Origin of the sequence: Parabacteroides goldsteinii, from assembly GCF_020091425.1 — a bacterium.
In the GTDB taxonomy this organism is placed as follows: Bacteria; Bacteroidota; Bacteroidia; order Bacteroidales; family Tannerellaceae; genus Parabacteroides; species Parabacteroides goldsteinii.
In genome coordinates this window covers 13,374-39,337 of the sequence record NZ_CP081906.1, presented here as the reverse complement: position 1 = coordinate 39,337, position 25,964 = coordinate 13,374, and the positions used below count along the sequence as shown (strand labels likewise).

Here is a 25,964-nt window from a genome sequence, read left to right as displayed (position 1 = left end):
TTTTTACAACGCCAAAACGTTTGATAAATAACTCCTTAGAAAATTAGAAGCTTCCGTTCATGTGTTGTCAAACACATGAACAGTTGTTAAAAACTCAAAACAAGCTACTTTATGAATATCTTAGACTAACCCCCAAAAACAGATCTGCATACTTTTTGAAAAAAATACACACAGTAAGAAGAAAACAAAAAACCTCTGCAGAAAGTTATAAAAACACAAGCGGGAAACAATAGTATACCAATTGCTGGCAAATACCGATACAGACAGACTTTATTGCCGATGCAATAAGGATTTGTTGCCTATCCAACTGTTTGTCGATAGCTATCGGTAAGCTTGCTTACATCTGTCGGTATAATTGTCGATAATTATCGGCTATTATGCTTATAACTATCGGCAAACAATTGGATCGGCAACACAATTAAGAAATATAGAGGGAATTTATTCTGTAGCACAGCTATTTTTTCCATCTTTGTGCCGGAAATAAACAGGTTGTTTCCGGCAATATATGGACTATAATAATATATAATGTATAAGAGATATGACACAAACAACTCATAATCCGTTTTTCTTTAGTTATAACACCCCTTTCGAAACCCCTCCTTTCAACGAGATAAAAAACGAACATTTCGAACCGGCTTTCGATGAGGGAATAAAGCGACTCGATAGTGAAGTGCAGGCCATTGCCAACGATACACAGCCGGCAACCTTCGAAAATACAATCATCGCTCTGGAACGTAGCGGTAAACTGCTGAACAAAGTCAGTTCAGCCTTCTTCAATATATTGAATGCGGAAGCCGACGACGAAATGATGGAGATCTCACAAAGAATCTCCCCCAAGTTGTCGGAAAGCTCTAATAATATCTTTCTGAATGAAAAGCTATTTGCACGTGTCAAGAACGTATATGAACAAAAAGACAGGCTCAACCTTTCTACAGAAGATACCAAGCTGCTGGAAGAAACATTTGAATCGTTCTCCGTTCGTGGTGCCAACCTGAATCCGGAAGACAAAGAGAAATACCGCAAATTAAGCACAGACCTGAGCGTACTATCTCTGAGATTCGACCAGAATGCATTGAAGGACAAAAACAGGTACGAACTACTTCTTACCGATGAGAAAGATTTGTCGGGCCTTCCCGAAAGTATTTGTGAAGCCGCAGCTCTCCGTGCCAAAGAAAAAGGGAAAAAGGGTTGGTTATTTAACCTGACTGCACCGAGTTATATCCCATTCATGCGATATGCCGATTCACGCAAATTGCGTGAAACAATGTACCGGGAATACATGAGCGTAGGGAACAAGGGAGACGAATATGACAATAAAGAGATCATCCGCCAGATCATCAATATTCGCCTGGAGATAGCCAGATTGATGGGTTACAACACCTATGCAGAATATTCGCTTAAGCATACGATGGCTAAAAATCCGGCTACTGTTTATAACCTGCTGAATCAATTGCTCGATGCCTATAAACCTGTCGCCATCAACGAATATAATGCAGTACAAGGGTTTGCCATGGGTATGGAAAAAGAAAATATCACCGTCATGCCCTGGGACTGGAGTTATTATTCAGAAAAACTGAAAGATATTCGTTTTAATGTAAACGATGAAATGACACGTCCCTACTTTGAACTGAACAATGTCAAAAACGGTGTGTTCGGACTTGCCACACAGCTATACGGCATCACATTCAAAGAGAACAAGGAAATACCGGTTTATCATCCGGAAGTAGATGCTTATGAAGTATACGATGCAGACGGTAAATTCCTCTCCATCCTGTATACTGATTTTCATCCGCGCGACGGAAAACAATCGGGAGCCTGGATGAACAGTATCAAAGAGCAGTATCACGAAGCCGACGGAAGCGATAGTCGCCCACAGATTATCATCGTCATGAATTTCACACGTCCAACGGAGACTAAACCGTCTTTACTGACTTTCGACGAAGTAAATACGCTTCTACATGAATTCGGACATGCCCTGCACGGAATGTTTGCCGAAGGAAAGTACGCCAGCCTGTCCGGTACAAATGTATATCGCGACTTTGTCGAACTGCCTTCACAACTCATGGAAAACTGGCTGACGGAAAAGGAATTTCTCGACCAGATCGCCGTACATTATGAAACAGGCGAAAAAATCCCGCAGGAACTGATCCGGAAGCTAGTCGATGCATCCAACTTCAACACCGGCTATTTCTGCTGCCGCCAATTAAGTTTCGGCATGCTCGATATGGCATGGCATACACAGAACGAACCGTTTGAGGGAGATGTCATCGCCTTTGAAAAACAGGCTTGGGCACGGACCGTTATCGTACCGGAAGTTCCGGGCACATTCATGAGCAGTAGCTTCGGACATATCTTTTCCGGAGGCTATGCCGCCGGATATTACGGATATAAATGGGCGGAAGTATTGGATGCTGATGCATTTTCTGTCTTCAAAGCCACAGGCATATTCAACAGGGAAACAGCTCGCTCGTTCCGTGAAAATGTCCTTTCAAAAGGAGGAACCGAAGACCCGGCAATCCTGTATAAACGCTTTCGCGGACAGGAGCCGACCATCGACGCCCTGCTCATAAGAAACGGCATCAAACAGACTGAACCGAAAGCAAATAGCAATTGATATAAAAAATAGCTAAACATACAATAGTTAAATCAATTATATTTACCTTTGCCAGCTAAAGTAATAAGTACAAAATCAGGTAAACAATGTGCGAAAAAACAGAGAAACAATATGAATTAGATAAACGTTATCTGCGGATGGCTGCCGTTTGGGCTGAAAATTCATATTGCAAACGACGTCAGGTCGGTGCACTGATAGTTAAGGACCAAATGATCATTTCCGATGGATACAACGGGACACCTGCCGGTTTTGAGAATGTCTGTGAAGATGAAAATAATGTGACCAAGCCCTATGTGTTACATGCCGAAGCGAATGCAATAACAAAAGTGGCGGCATCTTCAAACAGCAGTAAAGGAGCGACGATCTATGTGACTTCGGCCCCTTGCATCGAATGTGCCAAGCTGATCATCCAATCGGGTATTAAGCGTGTTGTATATTCAGAAAAGTACCGGATGGAAGACGGATGCAATTTATTGCAACGTGCCGGTATTAGTATAGATTATATTGATATAAACGAATAAATATACGTTTTTATGGACAAAAACAGAAGGTTGACCATCTGGTTACCTGTTATCATTGCAGCAAGTATTGCTCTCGGAATTTTTATCGGGAACAATTATCTTTCTCTTACACAACATGGCAAGCGCCGTATGTTCTCCAGCGGGAATAAAATAAATGCCATACTCGATATTATCGACGAACAATATGTCGATACCGTTAATATGGCGAAGCTGGTGGAAGGCACCATACCTAAAATATTCAGTGAACTGGATCCGCACTCCGTTTACATTTCTGCCGAAGACGCGACAATAGTGAATGAAGACCTCGAAGGGTCGTTCAGCGGTATCGGTGTATCATTCAATATGCAGACAGACACGATCCTGGTGATCAGTGTTATCTCCGGAGGTCCGGCTGAAAAAGCTGGTTTATTGCCATTCGACCGTATCATTACAATCAACGACTCGATCTATTCGGGAAATAACACCAGCCAGGCAAAAATTATGCGTACGCTGCGCGGAGCCAAAAACAGCACCGTTAAACTGGGAGTAAAACGCGGAGGTGAACCGGAACTGCTTTATTTCGATGTTACACGCGGTGATGTTCCGGTCAACTCTGTGGATGTTTCCTACGAGGTTAGTAAAGGCATTGGTTATATCAAAGTCAGCAAGTTCGGCCGGACAACTTATAACGAGTTCATTACAGCTATCGCCAAACTGAAAGAAGCAGGATGCAGTTCTTTCGTTATCGACCTGCGTGGAAATACAGGAGGTTATATGGATGCCGCCATCAATATGGTCAACGAATTTATGCCGGAAGGAAGACTGATCGTTTACACGGAAGGTAAGGCCTTTCCCCGTAACGATGTCTATACAAACGGAACCGGCACTTGCAAAGAGGCTCCGATCGTTGTCCTGACAGATGAATTCTCGGCTTCTGCCAGCGAGATTTTCTCCGGAGCGATCCAGGATAACGACCGTGGATTGATCATCGGACGCCGTACGTATGGAAAAGGATTGGTTCAGTCACCGATCAAACTGAGCGACGGTTCTGAAATCCGCCTGACAATCGCCCGTTATTATACTCCTTCCGGAAGAAGTATCCAAAAAGATTATGAAATGGGTAATTCCACCGATTATGATCAGGATATATACAACCGATTCATCCATGGTGAATTCGATTCAGCCGACAGTATCAAGAATACGCATACGGAAAAATATAACACCATGATGGGACGTACGGTCTATGGTGGTGGCGGTATCATGCCGGATATATTTATTCCACGCGATACAAGCGGAATTACAACGTATTTCACAAGTATCGTCAACAGTGGCACACTTTATCTGTATGCACTTGAATATTCAGACCAGAATCGTGAAAAATTATCTTCGTTCACGACTTATCAGGATCTGTACAAGTATCTGCAATCGCAGCCATTGCTATATGACTTCACGAACTTTGCCGCAACCAAAGGGATCAAGAAACGCCCGAATCTGATCAATATATCAGGAAAGCTGATCGAAAGCCAGTTGCAGGCATATATCGTACGTAACTTTTTCGACGAAGCCGGATTCTATCCGATCTTCCTGAAAGACGATCCTACGTTATTACGTGCTATCCAGATCATAAACGAAGGTAAATCCGTTCCTACATTAGAGAAAAAAGATGCAGACAAAGGAATTGCAGGAATCCAAGCAACAACTCCGAAAATACATAGCCTCGCTAAAGAAATCGTACAAGAAGACTACATTGCTTGATCTTTCCGAAGAAATAATGAAGCGGCTGGAAGAGACTGAACTCTTCCGGCAGGCTTCCTGTATCGCTTTATACAACGCGATACCCGGCGAAGTCCAAACGGCCGGTTTTCTTGAAAAATGGTTTGAAAAAAAACAACTTCTCCTACCGTTGATTGTAGGAGATAATCTCCGCCTGTTACCCTATAACGGTACTGACAGCCTTAAACCGGGCATCTTCGGCATTATGGAACCTATCGAACAGGAAACAACTGTCGATGAATCGGAAATAGACCTGATCATTGTTCCGGGTGTAGCTTTCGACCGGCAACTGAATCGCATGGGACGCGGTAAAGGATATTACGACAGACTGTTATCCACATTGCAAGCACCCAAAATCGGTATATGTTTCGATTTTCAGCTACAAGACACAGTCCCTACCGAATCTTTCGATAAGAAAATGGATATGATCATTACGGAAAAAGAGATTGTCAACGGATAATAATATCGTGTATAACGGTTGCCCCGGCATACTCATTCAGACTCTTCACCAACCGTTCACGGCATAAAGTCAGCTCACTTCTCAAGACAGCAGAAGTCAACGATACATATAATATATGATCGCGTACATATATATTACGGGTATATTGCATAACCATCGGTCCGAGCACTTCTTTCCAGGCACGTTCCACACGAATTTCCAGAATCTTTTCATAAAGTTCCGTATTATCTTCAAAGAAATCTCTCAGGACTTCACCGATCGCTTGTGTATTCTTTCGCTTCATGGCTGATCCTCCATCGGTTGAACTTCACCCTGTTCTACTCTGAACAAAGCATAATCATGATTCATTGCCTGCAGGATTTCATCCAGGTATTTCCGGTTGGTATCGGTAATAAATATCTGCCCGAAACTATCTCCACTGACCAGCTTGATGATCTCAGCCACTCGTGCCGCATCCAGTTTATCAAATATATCATCCAAAAGCAAAATAGGAGTTGTCTGTCCTTTCCGGGTCAGAAAAGCAAACTGAGCCAACTTCAGTGCTATCAGATAAGTTTTATTTTGTCCTTGCGAACCGGCCCTGCGGATTAATTGTTCATTCAAAGTCATTTCCAGTTCATCTTTATGAACACCGTTGGAAGTATATCCCAGAATACGGTCACGCTCCCTGTTGGCAGCCAGCGACTCAGCCAGATTCCGGTCTGCCAGTTGGGATATATACCCCAATCCGACCTGTTCGGTAGAACGGCAGATAGTTTGATAGTATTCGTTAAAAATAGGAATAAAACTTTCCACCAGCAGCTGGCGCTTCTCGAACACCATCCGCCCATACATATCCAATTGCATTTCCAGCACTTCATACAGAGATGTATCTGTATTTTGATTCTTCAAAAGAATATTCCGCTGGAGCAAAGCCTTGTTATATTGTATCAAGGCATGCAGATATTGTTTGTCCTGTTGCGAAATGATCAGATCCAGAAAGCGGCGGCGTTCGTCACTCCCCCCCCGGATCAGATCTGAATCCGCCGGCGACACCATAACCAAAGGCAGGAGTCCGATGTGTTCGGACAACTTATCATATTCCTTTTTATTCCGTTTGAACTGTTTCCGCTGGCGACGGCGGATAGCACAGAATATATCCTCGTTTCTCCCCTCGTAATCATATTCACCCTGGATAACGCACATATCCTGATCATTATTTATAATCTGACTATCAGGAGTATTGATATGACTCTTGCAAAACGAAAGATAGTGGATCACATCCAGCAGGTTCGTCTTCCCCATCCCATTATTTCCAAAGAAACAATTCATTTTCGGAGAGAAAGCGACTTCCGCCTGAAGAATATTTTTATAATTGAGAATAGAAAGCTTTTTGAGTATCATCTGTACCTTATTAATCGTACAAAATTAAAAAATATACTTCTAAGTATAGATTATATCAGTAAAAAAAACTACTTTTGCGCTTTGAATTGCCATTGGCATAAATCAGTAGATAAAAATAATAAATAACTATAACACATTATGGCTACTAAGGAAAAAAACACCAACACGGAGTTAGAAGTAGAAGAAATTGTTTCAAGATCAGAGCAGTTCATTGAAAACAATTCAAAAAAGATCATTTACGGAATTATAGCTATCGCACTCGTTGTTGGAGCTGTTTTAGGAATTAAACACGGTTATTTGATTCCTCAGGAAAAGAAAGCAGCCGCTGCTATATTTAAAGGAGAACAGTATTTCGCTAAAGATTCTTTCAATCTGGCTTTAAACGGTAATGGCGCTGACTTTGACGGATTCGAAGGTATCATCGACCAATATGGAAGTACTGCTTCCGGCAACCTGGCAAAGGCTTATGCAGGTATCTGTTATTTCAAGATGGGAGAAACTGAAAAAGCTCTTGACAAACTGAAATCATTCAGTGGAGACGACAATATGATTTCTCCGGCTATCATCGGCCTGATCGGTGACTGCTATGTAAATATGGGTAATGTAAAAGAAGGTATCAGCTATTTCGAAAAAGCTGCTAAGAAAGCAGACAACGAAGTGATCAGCCCGGTTTATCTGAAAAAAGCAGGTATTGCTTACGAAAACCAGAAACAATATAGCGATGCAGTTAAAGCATACACTACGATCAAAGAAAAATATTTCAACTCAATGGAAGCTGCCGATATCGACAAATATATCGCTCGTGCTTCTGCTGCAAAATAATATTATCATTACGATATGAACTATATAAAAGGATGTCCATCAAAAAAGGCATCCTTTTATTTTAAATAGAAAGTTATGGCTACAGCTTATCAAAATTTATCAGACTACGACTTCAACAGTGTTCCTGACGGTTCAGAAATGACGTTCGGTATTGTAGTCGCAGAGTGGAATAAGCACATCACCGAGAAATTACTGGAAGGTGCCTGCAACACTCTGGAAAAACATGGTGTAAAACCGGAAAATATCTATGTGAAACGTGTACCGGGTAGTTTCGAACTGACTTTTGGTGCAAAACGCATGGCTGAAACAAAAGATGTAAACGCTGTGATCGTTCTTGGCTGTGTTGTCAGAGGCGATACTCCACATTTTGATTATGTTTGTTCAGGCGTTACACAAGGTGTTACCGAACTAAACCTGATGTATGATATCCCATTCATTTTCGGTCTGTTAACTACGGACAATATGCAGCAATCGGAAGATCGTGCAGGCGGTAAGTACGGAAACAAAGGGGATGAAGCAGCAGTGACCGCATTAAAAATGGTTCATTTTTCTGACTAAACGCTTGCAGGTTTCAAAAATAATCGTACCTTTGCACTGCAATTGAAAATAATAGGGGCAGTTACCAGAGTGGCCAAATGGGGCTGACTGTAACTCAGCTGTCTTTCGACTTCGGTGGTTCGAATCCATCACTGCCCACTACTATTTCAAAAGCAATAAAAATTGCGGAAGTAGCTCAGTTGATAGAGCATTAGCCTTCCAAGCTGAGGGTCGCGGGTTTGAGCCCCGTCTTCCGCTCTCTGAAAAAAGGATAATCGAAAGGTTATCCTTTTTTTGTATACCAAAAGTCCCGACTTTCACAAGCCGGGACCTTACCTGATTACTAAATCAAAAACTATGAAAAAATAAAGTTGATCAACCTCTCCAAATGAATAAAAAGAAAAAACATAAATTTAATCATAGGCTACGAGTATTCTAGAAAAAGTAGTCCGACAAACGTCTTCATCAGACTACTCAAAGAAGAATCACTTCTTCTTTCTCTTTTTCATAGATAAGGTATGCCTATGCATCTATATACTTTAATACCTTTTATTTTTATCATTTGTCTCTGATGCAAAGAAATAACAAAAAAAACGGATCAAGCAAAGAAAAACAAAGCATGAAGAAGACAAAAACGATCCATGGATAGGACAAAATCGTTCTTATTTGTTTCTTTTGACTGCTCAGCTATAAAATCAGGAGTTTTTTGTCCTATGAGAACGACGATATTCACTGGGAGTCATATGGTATACTATTTTGAAATTACGCACAAATGTCCGGGAATTATTAAAGCATGATTCCGAAGCTACAACTTCAATCAGCTTATTAGAGGGTTCCAATAATAAAGCGGATGCATAAATAACACGCTGTTTATTTATATATGCATGAAAAGCAACGTCATCTTTCAACCTAAGAATCTTATTCAATGACTTTTTCTTAACGTTACATTGACGGACAATGATATCTACTGTTATATCTTTATCCAGGAAATGCTTTTCAGTCACTACATAGTGATGAATCTTATTATATATTTCTATATATTCCGTATTCTCTGAAAACTTTGATATTTTAGGAGGAGGTATAATTCTATCCAATATAAATATAAAAAGATAAAAGTCCGGACGTTCTATTTCGAAGAAATGCATTTTAATCTTTTGATTCATGAGTTTACTATATTAATTAAATATTTTAGGGCAGACCTGATATCGCTTATAGTAAAAACTTAATCAATATATTAGATCCAGAGTTAACAATAACAAATTCAAGCCCTACACATAAACAAATATAGGATTTAACATTTGCTTATCCAAAGAAAATATCTAAATAACATTCTACTCCCCATTTTTCTAGTCATTTTGCTTTTTATTTATAACTTTGGGGCAACATAAATCTATAAACGATCTACAGAAGATGAACGAACAGATAAAACAGATAGCGGAGCGCCTGGCCGGTCTTCGTGATGCATTGGAGATAGCTCCTGAAGAAATCGCCAAGGTCTGTAACCTGACCACAGAGCAATATCTGGAACTGGAAAGCGGCAATGTCGATATTTCAGTCAGTGTTTTACACCAGATATCACAGGCATACGGAGTGGAACTGACCACACTTATGTTCGGTGACGAGCCTAAAATGAGCACTTACTTTATTACCCGTAAGGGAAAAGGTATTGCCGTTGAACGTACCAAGGCTTACAAGTATCAATCGTTGGCTGCCGGTTTTGCCGGACGCAAGGCAGATCCGTTCCTGGTTACCGTTCACCCGAAATCCGAAGAAGAGCCTATTTATCTGAATTCTCATCCAGGACAGGAATACAACCTCGTACTGAAAGGACGTATGCTTTTGCAGATCAACAATAAGGAATTGATCCTTGAAGAAGGAGACAGCATATATTTCAACTCCGAACTGCCACACGGCATGAAAGCATTGGATGGAGAAAAAGTCAGTTTCCTGGCAATCATTTTATAAATCAGTAGACAGTTGACAAGCGAGAGCTGACAATTAATTATAAAAGCAACAACTATCCTTGTCCGTTAAATAAATAAATTATGTTAGAAAGATTCTTAGATCAGACGTCTTTTACGTCTCAGGAAGATTTTATAAAGAATTTCAAGATAAAAGTACCCGAGAACTTTAATTTCGGATATGATGTAGTAGATGCATGGGCCGCTGAAGAACCCGACAAAAAAGCTTTGTGCTGGACAAACGACCGGGGCGAACATATTGATTTCACATTTGCAGATCTGAAGAAATACACCGATCAAACGGCTGCCTATTTCCAGTCTTTGGGGATAGGACATGGCGATATGGTCATGTTGATCCTGAAACGCCGTTACGAATTCTGGTTCTCGATTATCGCATTGCATAAGTTAGGAGCGGTTGTCATTCCGGCAACTCACCTGCTGACTAAAAAAGATATTGTTTATCGCAATAACGCAGCCGATATAAAAATGATCGTTTGCGCCGGCGAAGAAATCATTACCAAACATATTATTGACGCCATGCCGGACTCTCCAACTATCGAGAAATTAGTCTCTGTCGGTCCTGAAATACCGGAAGGCTTCGAAGATTTCCATAAGGGAATCGAGGATGCGGCCCCATTCATCCGTCCATCTCATCCGAACAGCAATGACGATATTTCACTGATGTATTTTACATCGGGCACGACAGGTAATCCGAAGATGGTGGCACACGATTTCACTTATCCTCTGGGACATATCGTGACCGGTAGTTTCTGGCATAACCTGCACCGCGACAGTCTTCACCTGACGATTGCCGATACAGGATGGGGAAAAGCCGTCTGGGGAAAACTATACGGACAATGGATCGCCGGTGCGACTGTTTTCGTTTACGATCATGAGAAGTTCACACCAGCCGATATGTTGCAGATGATTCAGGACTACAAAATCACTTCTTTATGTGCACCTCCAACAATCTTCCGCTTCCTGATCCGTGAAGACATGACAAAATACGATCTGTCATCCCTACAATATTGTACGATTGCCGGTGAAGCACTGAACCCAGCCGTATTCGAGGCATTCTATAAGCTGACAGGTATCAAGCTGATGGAAGGATTCGGCCAGACAGAAACAACACTGACGGTTGCAACCTTCCCCTGGATGGAACCGAAACCCGGTTCTATGGGTGTTCCCAATCCTCAATATGATGTCGACCTGATCCGTCCGGACGGAACCCGTGCGGAAGATGGCGAACAGGGACAAATCGTGATCCACACGACCAGCGGCAAGCCTATCGGACTGTTCAAAGAATATTACCGGGATGCCGAACTGACTCACGAAGCCTGGCACGACGGCATGTATTATACCGGCGACGTTGCCTGGCGCGATGAAGACGGCTATTTGTGGTTTGTTGGCCGTGCCGACGATGTGATAAAGAGTTCCGGTTACCGTATCGGCCCGTTCGAGGTGGAGAGTGCCCTGATGACACACCCGGCAGTCGTAGAATGCGCCATCACCGGTGTGCCGGACGAAATACGCGGACAGGTAGTAAAAGCAACGATCGTACTGGCTAATGATTATAAAGAAAAGGCAGGCGAAGGCCTGATTAAGGAATTGCAGGATCACGTGAAACGTGTGACGGCTCCTTATAAATATCCGCGTGTAGTGGAATTTGTCGATGAGTTACCGAAGACCATCAGCGGTAAAATCCGTCGGGTGGAGATCAGGGATAAAGACAATAAATAACCGTGAACGCAAAGATGGCATATCAGTTTAAGCGGATAGCTGTAAAGATAGGAAGTAATGTGCTGACAAGGAAGGATGGCTCACTCGACGTCACCCGCATGTCAGCACTGGTCGATCAGGTAGCCGAACTACACCGGAAGGGAGTTGAAGTTGTCTTAATCTCTTCGGGAGCGGTAGCTTCCGGAAGAAGCGAGGTGAAGCCCGGCAAGAAACTCGATGCCGTTTCAGCCCGCCAGCTCTACTCCGCAGTAGGCCAGGCCAAACTGATCAACCGTTACTTCGAACTGTTCCGCGAACATAAGATCGCCTGCGGCCAGGTGCTCACTACGAAAGAGAATTTCGGTAGCCGCACGCATTATCTCAACCAGAAACATTGCATGGAAGTGATGCTCGATAATAACGTGATACCAATCGTAAACGAAAACGATACGATATCCGTTACAGAACTGATGTTCACGGACAACGACGAACTGTCGGGACTGATCGCCACCATGATGGGGATGGATGCACTTATCATCCTGAGTAATATCGACGGCATCTACAACGGAAATCCTGCCGATCCTGCCTCTACCGTTATCCGCGAAATAGACGGCGGGAAACAGGACCTTTCCGAATACGTACAAACCAGTAAGTCTTCGTTCGGACGGGGTGGCATGCTGACTAAATGCAGTATTGCACAGAAAGTTGCCGACGAAGGTATAACCGTCATTATTGCCAACGGGAAAAAGGAAAACATTCTGCCCCAATTGTTGGTTAAAGGAAGTACGGAAATATGTACCCGTTTCATTCCTGCGGCCAAGCCGGTCAGCAGCGTAAAGAAATGGATCGCCCACTCCGAAGGCTTTGCCAAAGGAGAGATACATATCAACAAAGGTACTGAAGAAGCATTAACAGGACCACGTGCAACAAGCCTTCTATTAGTCGGCGTCACAGCCATTAAAGGAGAGTTTGAAAAGAACGACATCGTAAAGATTGTCAATGAAGAAGGCATCCAACTCGGTGTCGGCTGTACCGGTTACGACAGCAATGAAGCAAAGAAGCTGATCGGGCAGCGCGACATAAAACCGTTGGTACATTATGACTATCTGTATCTGGATTAGAGATTAAACATAGCGACCGGTAGTAATCACTCCCCTCTTGAGAGGGGGTAGGGGGTGTGTTATCTTCCGCCATTCACGCAAATTATTACACACCCCCTGCCCCCTCTCAAGAGGGAAAAAGTTACTATCAAGAATGTCTATTAAGAACCTATTACAGCAGACCGTTGCCGCTTCACGCCAGCTGATCACGCTGAGTGACGAAGCCATAAACCGTATCCTGACCGATACAGCCGGCGAATTGATGAACCGGCAAGCCGAAGTGCTCGCAGTAAACGAGAAAGACCTTTCCCGTATGGACCCGGCCAATCCCAAATACGACCGCCTGAAACTGACAACCGACCGTTTGGAAGGTATTGCCGGAGACATGCGAAATGTAGCAACACTCCCCTCACCGCTTGGAAAGGTATTAAGCGAAACAACCCGCCCGAACGGCATGGTTATCCGCAAGGTATCCGTCCCATTCGGAGTAATAGGTGTGATCTATGAAGCACGTCCCAACGTGACATTCGATGTATTCTCCCTCTGTTTCAAGAGTGGCAATGCCTGTGTATTGAAAGGAGGTTCAGATGCTGACGACTCTAACCGGGCACTGGTCGGTATGATCCATCAGGTGCTGGAACGTCATGGCGTAAACCCGGCTGTTTGTTGCCTGCTGCCACCTGACCGTGAAGCGACAACCGAACTGCTGAATGCTGTCGGACTGGTGGACCTGATCATACCCCGTGGCAGCAGTTCGCTGATTAACTTCGTTCGTGACAATGCCCGTGTCCCGGTAATCGAGACAGGAGCCGGTATCTGCCATACCTATTTCGACAAGGAGGGAGACAAAGAGAAAGGGCAAGCCATCGTAAACAACGCAAAGACGCGTCGTGTCAGTGTATGTAACGCTTTGGATTGCCTGATCATCCATGAAGACCGGCTCGGCGACCTGCCCTATATCTGCAATAAGTTAAAGGACAGCCATGTAATCATATACGCCGATCAACCGGCTTTCAACTCCCTAGCAGGTTCTTATCCATCGGAACTGCTTCAACCGGCTACGGAAGACAGTTTCGGTACCGAGTTCCTCGACTACAAGATGAGCATCCGTACGGTAGCCAGTCTCGACGCAGCCTTGGAGCACATCGCCCGATACAGTTCAAAACATAGTGAAAGTATCGTAAGCGAATCGGCAGAAGCTATCCGCATCTTCCAGCAACAGGTAGATGCCGCCTGCGTTTATGCAAACGTATCGACCGCCTTCACCGACGGCGCACAGTTCGGATTCGGAGCAGAGATCGGTATCAGTACGCAGAAGCTGCATGCCCGTGGGCCGATGGCATTGCCGGAGCTGACTACCTATAAGTATATTATCGAGGGGGAAGGCCAGATCAGACAGTAGTAAGAAACAGCCTTTGTAGCCTATGTTATCATTCAATTAAATTGACTACATTTGCCATTCATATAAACAGATAAATAACATGAGACATTTCACTTGTGTACAAGATGTAGGCGACCTGAAGCAGGCGCTTAACGAAGCATTCGAGATCAAGAAAGACCGCTTTCAATTCACAGAACTTGGCAAGAACAAGACGCTGCTAATGATATTCTTCAACTCCAGCCTGCGCACCCGCCTCTCCACCCAGAAGGCTGCGATGAACCTGGGGATGAACACGATGGTGCTCGACGTGAACCAGGGTGCCTGGAAACTGGAAACCGAACGTGGTGTCATCATGGATGGTGACAAACCTGAACATTTGCTGGAAGCTATTCCTGTCATGGGTTGCTACTGCGATATCATCGGTGTCCGTTCCTTTGCCCGTTTCGAAAACAAGGCGGACGATTACAATGAAAAGATTATCTCCGAATTCATCCAGTACTCCGGTCGTCCGGTATTCAGCATGGAAGCGGCTACCCGCCACCCGTTGCAGAGTTTTGCCGACCTGATTACGATTGAAGAATACAAGAAGACTGCCCGTCCGAAGGTGGTTATGACCTGGGCGCCTCATCCGAAAGCCTTACCGCAGGCCGTTCCCAACAGTTTCGCCGAATGGATGAATGCAACCGATTACGAATTTGTCATCACCCATCCCGAAGGGTATGAGCTCGACCCGAAGTTCGTCGGCAATGCCCGTGTAGAATATGATCAAAAGAAGGCCTTCGAAGGTGCCGACTTCATCTATGCCAAGAACTGGGCTGCCTATACCGACCCGAATTATGGCCAGGTATTAAGCAAAGACCGCGCCTGGACTGTCGATACGGAAAAGATGGCACTGACCAACAACGCTTATTTCATGCACTGCCTGCCGGTTCGTCGTAACATGATCGTCACCGACGACGTGATCGAAAGCCCGCAAAGCATCGTCATCCCCGAAGCAGCCAACCGGGAAATCTCAGCACAAACAGTATTGAAGAAGATATTGATGGGGTTATAACCTGAAAGAAAACCTGTCCCCGTGCCTGACACGGGAGCAGGTCGGTTATGTCACCTATGGGAAGTCACCACGTCTACCTACTTGGTAAGCTATGTCTACCTACTTGGTAGGCATCATCTACCTACTAGGTAGGCAACGTCGACTTACCAGGTAGACAACATTCCCCTTTGAGGGTAGTTGTTTTCAACCCTCCCGAATACCTATTTAATGGTTCATTAGTATATTATTAACAAATATATGAAACATCTATACCTCCTCTCTTTATCCCTATTCTTTCTCCTGACCGGATGCAATCAGCCGAAACAGTATTACGAAGTAACCGGCATGCTTCATACTCCCTATCAAATCAAGTTCGAATATACCGAATCGCTGGAAGATGAAATCAGTGCTGAACTTCAACGCTACTACCATTGCCTCAATCCGTTCGATTCTACCTCCGTCATCTCCCAGGTAAACCAAAACAAAGATATAGAGGTCGATGATCTTTTCATCGAAGTCTTCAATAAAGCGATGGAAGTATCCGGACAGACCAATGGCATCTATGATATTACCTGTGCCCCGTTTATCAACCTTTGGGGATTCGGATTCAGCAAGAGTGATAGTGTTACGCCGGCTATGATAGACAGCATACGTCCATTTGTCGGTTATCAGAAAGTCCGTTTGGAGGGACGGAAGGTTATCAAAGACGATCCCCGCCTTTTGCTGAATTGCTCCTCTTTGGGAGACGGATGCTGTTGCGAAGTCATCGCCCGCCTCTTCGACAGTAAAGGCATCGAAAACTACCTGATCGATATAGGTGGTGAAACGACAGCCAAAGGTGTCAATCCCCGGGGAGAATGCTGGCATGTCGGGATCACCAAACCATCCGATGACCCGATGGGCACCAATCAGGAGGTACAGGAAATCGTCCGGTTATGCGGACGCCACGGTCTTGCCACTTCCGGCGACTACCGCAACTTTTACATCAAAGACGGAAAGAAATACGCCCATACCATCAACCCGAGAACAGGCTCTCCCGCCGGACAGCCCGTCCTCAGCGCAACCGTTATCGCCGCCGACTGCATGACCGCCGATGCTTACGCTACCGCCTTCATGGCTATGGGCCGCGAAGAAGCCCGCAAAATCCAACAACAACATCCGGAACTGGAATATATGTTTATCTATGCGGATGAGAATGGAAAGTATTGCACGGATTATACGGAAGGATTTAAACAGTATTTGTTTCAGAGGCCATAATCCCTCATAACTCATCCTATAAATCAAGGCCTTTCCCCTATTCCATCCGAACATATTCCGTCTCCGATTGTTCTATTATAAAACATAACATAGAACATCATGGGCTTCAACATCGCAAAAACAAATAAGAAACGCGTAGTCATCATAGGGGGTGGCTTCGGCGGATTAAAGCTGGCCAATAAACTGAAGGGGAGTAATTTCCAGGTTGTCCTGATAGACAAAAACAATTTCCATCAGTTCCCGCCTTTGTTGTATCAGGTAGCATCGTCCGGACTGGAACCGGGCTCAATCATATTTCCTTTCCGGAAGATATTCCAGAAGCAGAAAGACTTCTATTTCCGGATGGCGGAAGTGAAAGCCATCATTACCGAACGCAATCTGATTGAAACATCCATCGGTGAATTAACCTACGATTATCTGGTGATTGCTTCGGGAACTATCACCAACTTCTTCGGCAACAAGACCATCGAAGAAAAGGCTCTGCCGATGAAGACAATCCAGGAAGCTCTCGAACTCAGGAATACCCTGCTCTCAAACTTCGAGAAGGCGACAATCTGTACCGACCCGGAGGAACGGCAAGCACTAATGAACGTAGTTATAGTCGGTGGCGGTGCAACAGGCGTTGAAATATCGGGCGTATTGGCCGAGATGAAAAGATTCGTTATGCCCAAGGATTATCCGGACCTGAAACAGTCGGACATGCATATCTACCTGGTGGAAGGTTCTCCCCGGCTACTCGGAGTGATGTCGCCTGAAGCATCAGCCAACGCAGAAAAGTTCTTGAAAGGAATGGGAGTAAACATCATACTCAACAAACGCGTTACAGACTATCAGGACGGAAAAGTGATATTGGACGACAACTCCACCATCGCCACCAAAACACTCGTATGGGTTAGCGGAGTAACTGCCACCCATTTCGAACATATCGATAAAGAGGCGTTGAACCGCGGCGGACGAATAACGGTTAATGAATTTAACCAGATGCCGGGAATAGCAAACATTTTTGCCATCGGAGATGTCTGCTTCCAAACAGAGGAAGACTACCCGAACGGTCACCCACAGGTAGCCCAGGTAGCAATCCAACAAGGTAACCTGCTTGCCGACAACCTCAAACGGCTGGAATCGAGCAAAGAATTGAAAGCCTTCCATTATCTAAATCTCGGAACACTGGCTACCGTTGGACGCAATAAAGCAGTGGCCGACCTGAAAAAGTTAAAGCTGCAAGGATTCATTGCCTGGATGGTTTGGATGGGGGTACACCTCCGTTCTATCCTGGGTGTCAAGAACAAACTGATGGTACTGATCGAATGGGTATGGAGTTACTTCACATACGACCAGTCCATTCGCCTGATATTGTATATTCCTAAAAAGAAAGTAGGGAAGAGTTAACATTCAGCCCCCCTTTCCCACCTATATAGTTTCGTTTATTACAAACTATAGGTCAATGTCAGCCAGGTCACCCGTGCATCCCGGTTGCGTACTTGCTCCATGTGCATTTTACTTGTATCGATAAGGGTCGTCTCTTCCAGGCCGTCAAAGATATTATTGATACTCAGATTGGCACGCAGTTTACGATGCATGAAATATTGGGAAAGCCCGGCATTCACACTGCTGTGGCTTTTGATTTTACCCTGCGGAGTCAGTTGGTCCGAGATAAAGAAGCCATCCAACTGAAACTCCGTGGTCGGGGTGATATAGATACTCACACTTCCTTTCAGGTCGGTGCAAACCATTGACTTCTTCTCCTCATAGCCAACCGTTCTGCCATCAATTTCATCTCTGTACACATTACCGGAGAAACCGATATTCAGGATACGGATAGGATTCCAGTTTCCGGAAAGTTCAAAACCCAATGCCTGGCTGTGGCCTATATTCTCTTTCTGCCAGATAGACTCCTCGTTTATCACTTCCATAATCCGGTTCGATTTATTACGGTAATAAATGGCCGGAGAGAAACGGAAACGATTTGCAACCAACAGATAAGACAATTCCAATGAATGAATGAACTCATCCTTCAAATCCGGATTCCCCTGTGACAGATGAGTCGGGTCACTATAATTGGTGAAAGGACTCAAATCCGCTCCATTAGGACGAATCACGCGTTGCAGATAACTCAATGACAAACAACCCGCGTTACCGGTCTGCAAAGAAAACTTTACCCGGGGATATACATGAAAACGAGTATTGCTTTTCTGTGTTTTGAATTTCTGCGCATTGACTTCCGCCTGTAAACCGGCTTCGGCAGAGAAGCGGTCCCAGCGTCTATCGACCGAGGCGTACAACAAATGAGTATTCCGGTTGAAAGAATAATCGTATGTTTTATTGCCAACGGGAGTCCAGTTATTATCATCCAGGCCAATGGCGTTTGTCTCCGTCCTGTAAGTTTCATCCTTGATACGTCCGATATATCCGGCTTTGAAATACCATTCATCGGCAAACAACTTACTGAAGGCAGCAGAAAAATAATAATTATGCTTGTCCTGATTGATGAACATATTGTCTTTCTTCAGGATAGTTCCGGTTCCCGGCTTCTCATTTTCATAGTAATTGTCCTCATCATAACCGAAGTCATTATAGTTGAATGTTACACTTAACTGATCCTGCGGATTGGAAAAATGATGGTTCCAACGGGCCTCCAAGGCATAAGCATCCTGACGCTGGTCGTTATAACGATGGCGGGTCATTTGGTTCTTTACACTTCCATCCGGATTCAAGACCTTATTATTGATTCCCCCATAACGGCTGTAATCCATCAAATGATATAATCCGTAGACAGTCAGCAAGTCTTTTGAAGTCAGGTCATACCCCACACTCAGGTCGGCCAGATGAACATCCGGACGTGCCGATGCATTATTATTCATTATGGTTGTACCGGCATCCGTTTTTGTCGTCTTGTCAAACGAACGTTCGCGGTATTCCTTCCGGTAGTTATATTTCCCAATGATATGAAATTTCCCCGGATGCAGATTTACGATTGCCCCGGCATTATACCGTTCCTGCAATCCCGCCCCCAACGTCACCGTCAGCGGCGAATCCGATTTTGTATAATTAGTAGAGGAAAGGTTCAGTACACCGGCATCCCCATCAGGCACCAGCGAAATATCAGGCAACGCAGACATTGATATCCGGTTGAAAAATAAAGCAGGCAACTGGATAAGGACATCTCCGCTATATTCCTCCAGCAACCCGTAAGGAATACCATTAATCAGCATCCCTGCTTTACCCGACCCGCGATAAGTGACTCCCCCTTCAATATCGGTCACCAGCGAAGGCATTTGCCGGAAGGCTTCGGACACCGTGCCCGTCATACTGCTCAGGTTCTTGTCTACCTGAAGACGTTTAACCTCACCGCCATTGAGACCGGCAATACGTTTACCCTGTATTTCCACATTCTGCAACTGCAAATTCATGTCAACCGGGGTCTGGGCATACATCGTATGACTCAACAATGCGACAACTGGGATAATGATTCGATTTCTTTTCATATTAAATACCGTTATAAACAAAAAAAGTCTGTATGTTTGAGCATACAGACTGTCCTTTTAACTGATTACTGAATATTATTCAGCAGGAGCAGCTTCTGTTTCAGTAGCAACAGCAGTTGAATCACCTTCAGCAGGAGCAACTTCTTCTGTTACTGTTTCTTCTTCAACAACTGCAGGAGTAGTTTCTTCTACTGTAGTTTCTGTTTCAGCTACTTCAGCATTTGATTCTGCAGATTTGTTACCACATGATGTGAAAGAAACGGCTGCAACGATAGCAGCAAATGCAACTAACTTTTTCATTTTGTCTTTAATTTAAACGGTCTATAATATCTTCTTGTTGTTGTAAAACGATGCAAATGTATGTATTAATTATATATGTTGTACAACATAAGATGCTTTTTTTTCAATTATTTTTTGCAACAAGCGTAATAGACTGTTAATCAAGACATGGATACGTATCAGTAGTTGCTATACAAATACCTCTTGATACTCTTCTTCGGTGTTTTTTCAAACTCTGTCGGGTATAATTGTATTTCTGAAACAACTTCATAGGAAGCCAGCTGCTTATTTAACTCAACCCGGTTCTGTTCCATAATGACCGGCAGGTCGGTATGGGATATTCCGGTACCGTCTACCGTATCGTAATCCGGATAGACCAAAGCTACCAGCTTGCCGTTTTTCTCGATAACGATACTTTCCATGACGAAAGGCAGGTTATTGATTTTCGACTCAATCTCTTCCGGATAGATATTCTGTCCGCTTGCTCCCAGAATCATCGTCTTGCTACGACCACGGATAAAGATACGGTTATCCGCATCAATCGTTCCCAGGTCGCCGGTATGAAGCCAGCCGTCTTCAGTAAAAGCATTCTTTGTCGCTTCTTCATTTTTATAGTAGCCTTTCATTACATTCTCACCCCGGACCTGGATTTCCCCTACCTTATTATAGGGGTCATCAGAATCAATACGTACTTCCATGATTCCTTTCAGGACTTGTCCGCAGGAACCGGGCACATATTCATAATTGTGGTCGTAGCTAATCAGCGGCCCGCATTCGGTCATTCCGTAACCGATAGTAAACGGGAATTTAATTTTATACAGGAAATCGCTCACTTCCTGGTTCATGGCAGCTCCACCGACAATCACTTCACGGAAGCGTCCTCCCATAGCATCCACCAGATGTTTACGAATCTGGGCATAGATGCGCGAATCCAGCAAAGGAATATTCAACGCCAGCTTCATCGTTGTTTTGCTCAACTGCGGAAGAATCATCTTTTTGTATATCTTTTCCAGAATCAGCGGAACAGTCAGAATCAGATTCGGCTTTACCTCTTCAAATGCTTTCAACAAGATTTTCGGAGAAGGAACTTTTCCCAACATATAGACATGGGCGCCCACCGCCATCGGTACAAGGAAGTTGAAAGCACAGCTATAGGCATGTGCCAACGGAAGAAAACATAATTCACGGTCACCTCGAAACAACAGGTCGAGCGTCTTGGCATAAGTAACATTCCCTGCCAGATTGTTTCCGGTCAGCATGACGCCTTTACTGAAACCGGTCGTACCGGAAGTATAGTTCAGCAGGACAACCTTGTCGTTATCCAGTTCGGCATATTTTATATCGTTCTTGCTGAATCCTTTCGGATACTTTTCCGCCATCTTCTCATCCATCGACTTCATCAATTTCTGAATGCTTTCGCCATCACGCTGATGCAGGCAACGGAAGTCGGAAAGAGAGAATACACCGCGTATCTCTTCTATCTTATCCTCTTCCAGCGAATCCCAGATACGGTCGCTGACGAACAGGAAGACCGATTCGGAATGATTGATAATATGATGTACGTCGTTCGGGTTGAAATCTTGCAAGATGGGCACTATGATTGCACCATACGTAACAGCCGCCATATAGACAATACACCAGCGGGCACTGTCTTTACCGATCAGAGCGATTTTATCTCCCCGGCGTATCTGACATTCCTCAAACAGGATGTGGATACGGGCTATTTCCTTTGCTACATCCTCGAATGTAAAAGTGACGTTCTTGCTGTAATCTGTCAGTGCGGGTAACGACCAGTTTTCCTTGAAACTGTTTTCGTATATCTTAATGAAGTTTTCTTGTATCATAGCACAGATGCTTATATTTCGTGCAAAAATACAGACTATCCGGCAGATACACAACAGACAGGCTGAGTTTAACCCTTACCCGGTCAAACTCAGCCTCTGTTTGATTTCTTTATTTCTTATGCTTTATCAGCATAATCACCGGATTCGCTTCCTCATCCAAGGTCGCTGCAATTTCTTTCAACCGGCCTTTCAGCTGTCCTTTTTCGTAAGCCTCCGTAAGGTCAGAGGCTTCTAATGACAGACCGACCGGTATTTCTTGATTTTTAGGCTTCGAGAAGAAAGAGACCTGTTTCTTATTCGAGTAATCAGCATTACATATAGTATAGTTGAAGATTGCTTTTTCCTGCTTGTCATACACCAAATCGGTACCAGGAAATCCTTTAAACGTTTTATAGTCCAATTCTTTCTTCATAGCCCGCATGAAATAATAACGGTCGGTGATAATGGTTGGGAAAAGAAAGACTTCTACTTCCATGGATTGTATGGAGGGAATCCTGACAATAGAAGGAGTCAGATTACCCTTCGGCGAATAGCTGTACACAGTATCGGAAGATGTATTCACAAGCGCCCAATGATCCTTGGCTGGAAATGTCAGATGAAACTCAGGCATTACAACCAATTCATCTTTCATCACAACCGGTGTCTTCATCTCTTTAAAGGGAATTGGTATTTCCTGGGTGACACTTCCGTCCTGCTTTGAAAACAGTATATGGCATGCTTGCCTGTTTTCTTCCGGCGTTCCGTAGTATTTCTTATAAGTAATCAGATGCTCCCGGTCGTAATCGAATACATCGTCATAATGACTGTTATCTGCAAATTTGAAACTTCTTTTAAAGTTTCCGGATAAGTCATATGCCAATATCTTCTTAGTATAGTCTACGACAAACAATTCGTTATTATCCTCATCCAGAATAATCCCTGAAATACCGGAATATTCCTCAGCTCCTTGCCCCAGACGGTTTATCTTTCGCTGGCCTTTACCTGTTTTCCTGTCAAAGACGAAGATATTTCCATCGTTCCGGTTTCTTACCAGCAGGAATTCCTTACCGATAGCTTCCACAATACCATGAGTGATAAACTCGTCAGTAGTTTCCAGCGGAACATATTCCACATCCATTATATCCTGGAGAATCAGTTCCTTTTCAGGATAGCTGGCAGTGACATCGACGGTGATAATCTCGTCATTTTGGGAACCGGACTGTTGGCAACCAGTGCATCCCCCTATGAAAAAGAGGATAATTGCCAGATTTACATTTAGTTTCTTCATTTCTTTCTGTTTGTTGTGAATACTAATTACGAACGACCTTACGTTTGCACGAATAAATCGTACGAAATATACGTACTTTCTGGCGAATAAACAACTTAATCTATTTCTTCCTGTTTCTTATTCACAAAGAAAGGACAATAAAACAGTAAGTCATTCATACCTTTAATCTTCACAAACACAATGTTCTCCTTCTAACCGTAAAGGGAAAGGAGAAATAACGAGATTACTGAAACCACAGAAAACACCAACAATCTACATGTCAATAATTTTAATTACATTTGCGCGATAATTCAATCGCAATGATAGACAAAACCGTATTTGAAAATAAAATAGCTGCTTATTATACCCTGGGTTGCAAGCTCAACTTCGCAGAGACCTCCACCATCGGGAAGGTATTGGCAGAGCAGGGTGTACGTAAAGCCCGTGCGGGTGAGAAAGCAGACATCTGTGTCGTAAACACCTGCTCGGTAACGGAACTGGCCGATAAGAAATGTCGCCAGGCCATCCGTCGCATCAGCAAACAGCATCCGGGAGCCTTTATTGTTGTGACCGGCTGTTACGCGCAGCTCAAACCGGAAGAGGTGGCCCATATCGAGGGGGTCGACCTGGTTTTGGGCGCAGAGCAAAAACTGGATATATTAATGTATCTGGATGACCTGAAAAAGAAAGAAGAAAGCGGCGCAGTCGTTGCCTCACAAACTAAAGATATACGGACCTTCTCCCCTTCCTGTTCGGCAGACGACCGTACGCGTCATTTCCTGAAAGTACAGGACGGATGCGATTACTTCTGCTCCTATTGTACCATTCCTTTTGCCCGCGGACGAAGCCGCAACGGCACAATCGCCAGTATGGTGGAGCAGGCACGGGAGGTAGCTGCCAAAGGTGGAAAAGAAATCGTGCTGACCGGAGTCAATATCGGCGACTTCGGCAAGTCGACGGGCGAGACTTTCATCGACCTGATTCGTGCACTCGACGAAGTGGAAGGTATCGTGCGTTACCGCATTTCTTCCATCGAGCCGAACCTCATTACGGACGAGGCCATCGACTTCGTAGCCTCCAGTAAACGGTTCGCCCCTCACTTCCATATCCCTTTACAGAGCGGAAGCGACGAGGTGCTGAAACTGATGCGCCGCCGTTACGACACGGCCCTTTTCCGTCATAAGATTGAGAAGATTAAGGAAATCATGCCCCACGCCTTTATCGGGGTGGACGTGATTGTCGGGACACGCGGCGAAACGGACGAGTTCTTCGAAGATGCCCGCAACTTCATCAACAGCCTGGACATCAGCCAGCTGCATGTATTCAGCTATTCGGAACGTCCGGGAACACAGGCGTTGAAGATTGCCCATTCGGTCGACCCGAAAGTAAAACATGCCCGCAGCCAGCAACTGCTGGATATTTCCGACAGGAAACTTCATGCTTTCTACGACGCCCATATCGGCAGTCAGGCGGAAGTTTTATTCGAACATACACGCAAAGACGGCCGGATGCACGGTTTCACAGAGAATTATATTAAAGTCGAGATACCTTACAACAGTTCGCTGGTAAACGAAACCCGACGGGTGACGCTGACCGGATGGAACGAAGACCGTACCGCATTAAATTGTGAATTAGTAACTATCGGTTGATATGTGGAATAAAATTCAATACGGATTAATCTTTGCATGGGCCAAGCTGCATGCATTTTTACCGATGTCGGTACTGTATGTACTGTCCGATATCCTGTATGTACTAATCTATTGGGTGATTCGTTACAGGATAAAAGTAGTGCGCCGCAACCTGGAAGCCTCTTTCCCCGAGAAATCGGAAATAGAATTACGCCGGTTGGAAAGGGCCTTTTACCATCATTTTGCCGACTACATTGTCGAGACAATCAAACTGGCGCATATCTCTCCCGAAGAAGTATTGCGCCGTGCCCATATCAAGAATCCCGAAGTGGCAACCCGTTTGCAGGCAGAAGGACAAAAAACAGTGATGATGCTGATGGGCCATTACGGCAACTGGGAATGGTTCAGCGCCTCCAGCCTGGTATATACCGATTCGTGCCTGTGGCAAATCTACCGACCGTTAAATAACAAAGCTGTCGACCGCCTGTTCATTTATCTGCGCACCCGCTTCGGTTCTTATGGAATGAAGAAGAACGACACGGTACGCGACATGATGACGTTGAAGAAAGAAGGCAACAACAACATCGTTATCTTCATAGCCGACCAGACACCCAGCAAGGCAAACCTGCATTACTGGACTACCTTCCTGAACCAGGATACCGCTATGCTGAACGGTGCGGAACGTATCGCCCGTAAACTGGATTTGCCGGTCATCTTCCTGGATGTACAGAAAGTGAAACGCGGCTACTATACAGTCGAAATGAAGCTGATGACCGCCCATGCCAAACAGACTGCCGAGAACGAGATTACCGAATCATACGCCCGCATGACGGAAAAGATGATTCTCCGCAATCCGGCCTATTGGCTCTGGACACATAAACGTTGGAAATATAAACGGGAGTAATCCCCTCCCCTCTCGAGAGGGGAAACAGTTACAACCAG

22 protein-coding genes and 2 tRNA genes are annotated in these 25,964 nt (G+C 44.4%); 17 read left to right on the top strand and 7 right to left on the bottom strand.

What is annotated here, in order from left to right; genetic code table 11:
- Positions 1 to 538 precede the first annotated feature (538 nt).
- The 4 genes from K6V26_RS00965 to K6V26_RS00950 all read left to right on the top strand — a co-directional run bounded on the left by K6V26_RS00965 (position 539) and on the right by K6V26_RS00950 (position 5,347).
- A complete protein-coding gene (locus K6V26_RS00965; RefSeq protein ID WP_224264408.1) occupies positions 539 to 2,614 on the top strand; it encodes a M3 family metallopeptidase in 2,076 nt (691 codons plus the stop codon).
- Positions 2,615 to 2,700: 86 nt separating this feature from the next.
- Positions 2,701 to 3,135 (top strand): dCMP deaminase family protein, encoded by a 435-nt coding sequence (locus K6V26_RS00960; protein ID WP_007654099.1) that lies wholly within the window; start codon positions 2,701 to 2,703, stop codon positions 3,133 to 3,135.
- Positions 3,136 to 3,147: 12 nt separating this feature from the next.
- Positions 3,148 to 4,869 carry a S41 family peptidase gene (locus tag K6V26_RS00955; protein WP_010800452.1) on the top strand — a complete coding sequence of 574 codons (1,722 nt, stop codon included), beginning with the start codon at positions 3,148 to 3,150 and terminating at the stop codon, positions 4,867 to 4,869.
- Positions 4,862 to 5,347 carry a 5-formyltetrahydrofolate cyclo-ligase gene (locus tag K6V26_RS00950; protein ID WP_262905191.1) on the top strand — a complete coding sequence of 162 codons (486 nt, stop codon included), beginning with the start codon at positions 4,862 to 4,864 and terminating at the stop codon, positions 5,345 to 5,347. The genes K6V26_RS00955 and K6V26_RS00950 overlap by 8 nt, the downstream gene beginning before the upstream one ends.
- Here K6V26_RS00950 and K6V26_RS00945 read toward each other — a convergent pair.
- Both K6V26_RS00945 and recF read right to left on the bottom strand, forming a co-directional pair.
- Complete coding sequence (locus tag K6V26_RS00945) at positions 5,337 to 5,630, bottom strand: DUF721 domain-containing protein (protein WP_007654102.1); 294 nt, start codon at positions 5,628 to 5,630, stop codon at positions 5,337 to 5,339. The genes K6V26_RS00950 and K6V26_RS00945 overlap by 11 nt on opposite strands.
- On the bottom strand, positions 5,627 to 6,730 hold the full coding sequence (gene recF / locus K6V26_RS00940) for a DNA replication/repair protein RecF (protein ID WP_010800454.1): 1,104 nt from the start codon (positions 6,728 to 6,730) through the stop codon (positions 5,627 to 5,629). The genes K6V26_RS00945 and recF overlap by 4 nt, the downstream gene beginning before the upstream one ends.
- Before the next feature lie 138 nt (positions 6,731 to 6,868).
- Between recF and K6V26_RS00935 the strand changes: the two genes are divergently transcribed.
- From K6V26_RS00935 to K6V26_RS00920, 4 genes are all read left to right on the top strand, one after another.
- The gene (locus K6V26_RS00935; protein ID WP_007654107.1) at positions 6,869 to 7,552 is read left to right on the top strand and encodes a tetratricopeptide repeat protein; all 684 of its coding nucleotides are present in this window, start codon (positions 6,869 to 6,871) and stop codon (positions 7,550 to 7,552) included.
- A 75-nt stretch (positions 7,553 to 7,627) separates the two neighbouring features.
- Positions 7,628 to 8,110 (top strand): 6,7-dimethyl-8-ribityllumazine synthase, encoded by a 483-nt coding sequence (ribH, locus tag K6V26_RS00930; protein WP_007654108.1) that lies wholly within the window; start codon positions 7,628 to 7,630, stop codon positions 8,108 to 8,110.
- A gap of 55 nt (positions 8,111 to 8,165) precedes the next feature.
- Positions 8,166 to 8,248: transfer RNA gene (locus K6V26_RS00925), tRNA-Tyr, on the top strand.
- 26 nt (positions 8,249 to 8,274) lie between these two features.
- Positions 8,275 to 8,347: transfer RNA gene (locus tag K6V26_RS00920), tRNA-Gly, on the top strand.
- A 437-nt stretch (positions 8,348 to 8,784) separates the two neighbouring features.
- Here the strand turns inward: K6V26_RS00920 and K6V26_RS00915 are convergent.
- The gene (locus K6V26_RS00915; protein WP_224265887.1) at positions 8,785 to 9,234 is read right to left on the bottom strand and encodes a helix-turn-helix domain-containing protein; all 450 of its coding nucleotides are present in this window, start codon (positions 9,232 to 9,234) and stop codon (positions 8,785 to 8,787) included.
- Between the two features lie 265 nt (positions 9,235 to 9,499).
- Here K6V26_RS00915 and K6V26_RS00910 point away from each other — a divergent pair, with 265 nt between their 5' ends.
- The 7 genes from K6V26_RS00910 to K6V26_RS00880 all read left to right on the top strand — a co-directional run bounded on the left by K6V26_RS00910 (position 9,500) and on the right by K6V26_RS00880 (position 17,929).
- On the top strand, positions 9,500 to 10,054 hold the full coding sequence (locus tag K6V26_RS00910) for a helix-turn-helix domain-containing protein (protein ID WP_007654110.1): 555 nt from the start codon (positions 9,500 to 9,502) through the stop codon (positions 10,052 to 10,054).
- Positions 10,055 to 10,134: 80 nt separating this feature from the next.
- The gene (locus tag K6V26_RS00905) at positions 10,135 to 11,790 is read left to right on the top strand and encodes an AMP-binding protein (protein WP_195585939.1); all 1,656 of its coding nucleotides are present in this window, start codon (positions 10,135 to 10,137) and stop codon (positions 11,788 to 11,790) included.
- A 14-nt stretch (positions 11,791 to 11,804) separates the two neighbouring features.
- A complete protein-coding gene (gene proB / locus K6V26_RS00900) occupies positions 11,805 to 12,890 on the top strand; it encodes a glutamate 5-kinase (RefSeq protein WP_195585940.1) in 1,086 nt (361 codons plus the stop codon).
- Positions 12,891 to 13,023: 133 nt separating this feature from the next.
- A complete protein-coding gene (locus K6V26_RS00895; protein WP_007654113.1) occupies positions 13,024 to 14,271 on the top strand; it encodes a glutamate-5-semialdehyde dehydrogenase in 1,248 nt (415 codons plus the stop codon).
- Positions 14,272 to 14,350: 79 nt separating this feature from the next.
- Positions 14,351 to 15,304, top strand: a complete 954-nt coding sequence (locus K6V26_RS00890; RefSeq protein WP_007654116.1) for an N-acetylornithine carbamoyltransferase — start codon at positions 14,351 to 14,353, stop codon at positions 15,302 to 15,304.
- 237 nt (positions 15,305 to 15,541) lie between these two features.
- Positions 15,542 to 16,540, top strand: coding sequence for an FAD:protein FMN transferase (locus K6V26_RS00885; protein ID WP_224264406.1), 999 nt, complete (start codon positions 15,542 to 15,544; stop codon positions 16,538 to 16,540).
- Between the two features lie 99 nt (positions 16,541 to 16,639).
- Positions 16,640 to 17,929 carry an NAD(P)/FAD-dependent oxidoreductase gene (locus tag K6V26_RS00880; RefSeq protein WP_224264405.1) on the top strand — a complete coding sequence of 430 codons (1,290 nt, stop codon included), beginning with the start codon at positions 16,640 to 16,642 and terminating at the stop codon, positions 17,927 to 17,929.
- Between the two features lie 38 nt (positions 17,930 to 17,967).
- Here K6V26_RS00880 and K6V26_RS00875 read toward each other — a convergent pair whose 3' ends face one another.
- From K6V26_RS00875 to K6V26_RS00860, 4 genes are all read right to left on the bottom strand, one after another.
- Positions 17,968 to 20,025 carry an outer membrane beta-barrel family protein gene (locus tag K6V26_RS00875; RefSeq protein WP_224264404.1) on the bottom strand — a complete coding sequence of 686 codons (2,058 nt, stop codon included), beginning with the start codon at positions 20,023 to 20,025 and terminating at the stop codon, positions 17,968 to 17,970.
- Between the two features lie 75 nt (positions 20,026 to 20,100).
- Positions 20,101 to 20,325 carry a hypothetical protein gene (locus K6V26_RS00870; RefSeq protein ID WP_007654122.1) on the bottom strand — a complete coding sequence of 75 codons (225 nt, stop codon included), beginning with the start codon at positions 20,323 to 20,325 and terminating at the stop codon, positions 20,101 to 20,103.
- Between the two features lie 158 nt (positions 20,326 to 20,483).
- The gene (locus K6V26_RS00865; protein WP_195585944.1) at positions 20,484 to 22,148 is read right to left on the bottom strand and encodes an AMP-binding protein; all 1,665 of its coding nucleotides are present in this window, start codon (positions 22,146 to 22,148) and stop codon (positions 20,484 to 20,486) included.
- A 109-nt stretch (positions 22,149 to 22,257) separates the two neighbouring features.
- On the bottom strand, positions 22,258 to 23,415 hold the full coding sequence (locus K6V26_RS00860; RefSeq protein WP_224264403.1) for a 6-bladed beta-propeller: 1,158 nt from the start codon (positions 23,413 to 23,415) through the stop codon (positions 22,258 to 22,260).
- Between the two features lie 299 nt (positions 23,416 to 23,714).
- Between K6V26_RS00860 and mtaB the strand changes: the two genes are divergently transcribed.
- Together mtaB and K6V26_RS00850 are read left to right on the top strand one after the other, a co-directional pair.
- Entirely contained in the window at positions 23,715 to 25,043 is a 1,329-nt protein-coding gene (gene mtaB / locus K6V26_RS00855) for a tRNA (N(6)-L-threonylcarbamoyladenosine(37)-C(2))-methylthiotransferase MtaB (protein WP_224264402.1), read from the top strand.
- A 1-nt stretch (position 25,044) separates the two neighbouring features.
- Complete coding sequence (locus tag K6V26_RS00850; RefSeq protein WP_007654137.1) at positions 25,045 to 25,926, top strand: lysophospholipid acyltransferase family protein; 882 nt, start codon at positions 25,045 to 25,047, stop codon at positions 25,924 to 25,926.
- Positions 25,927 to 25,964 lie beyond the last annotated feature (38 nt).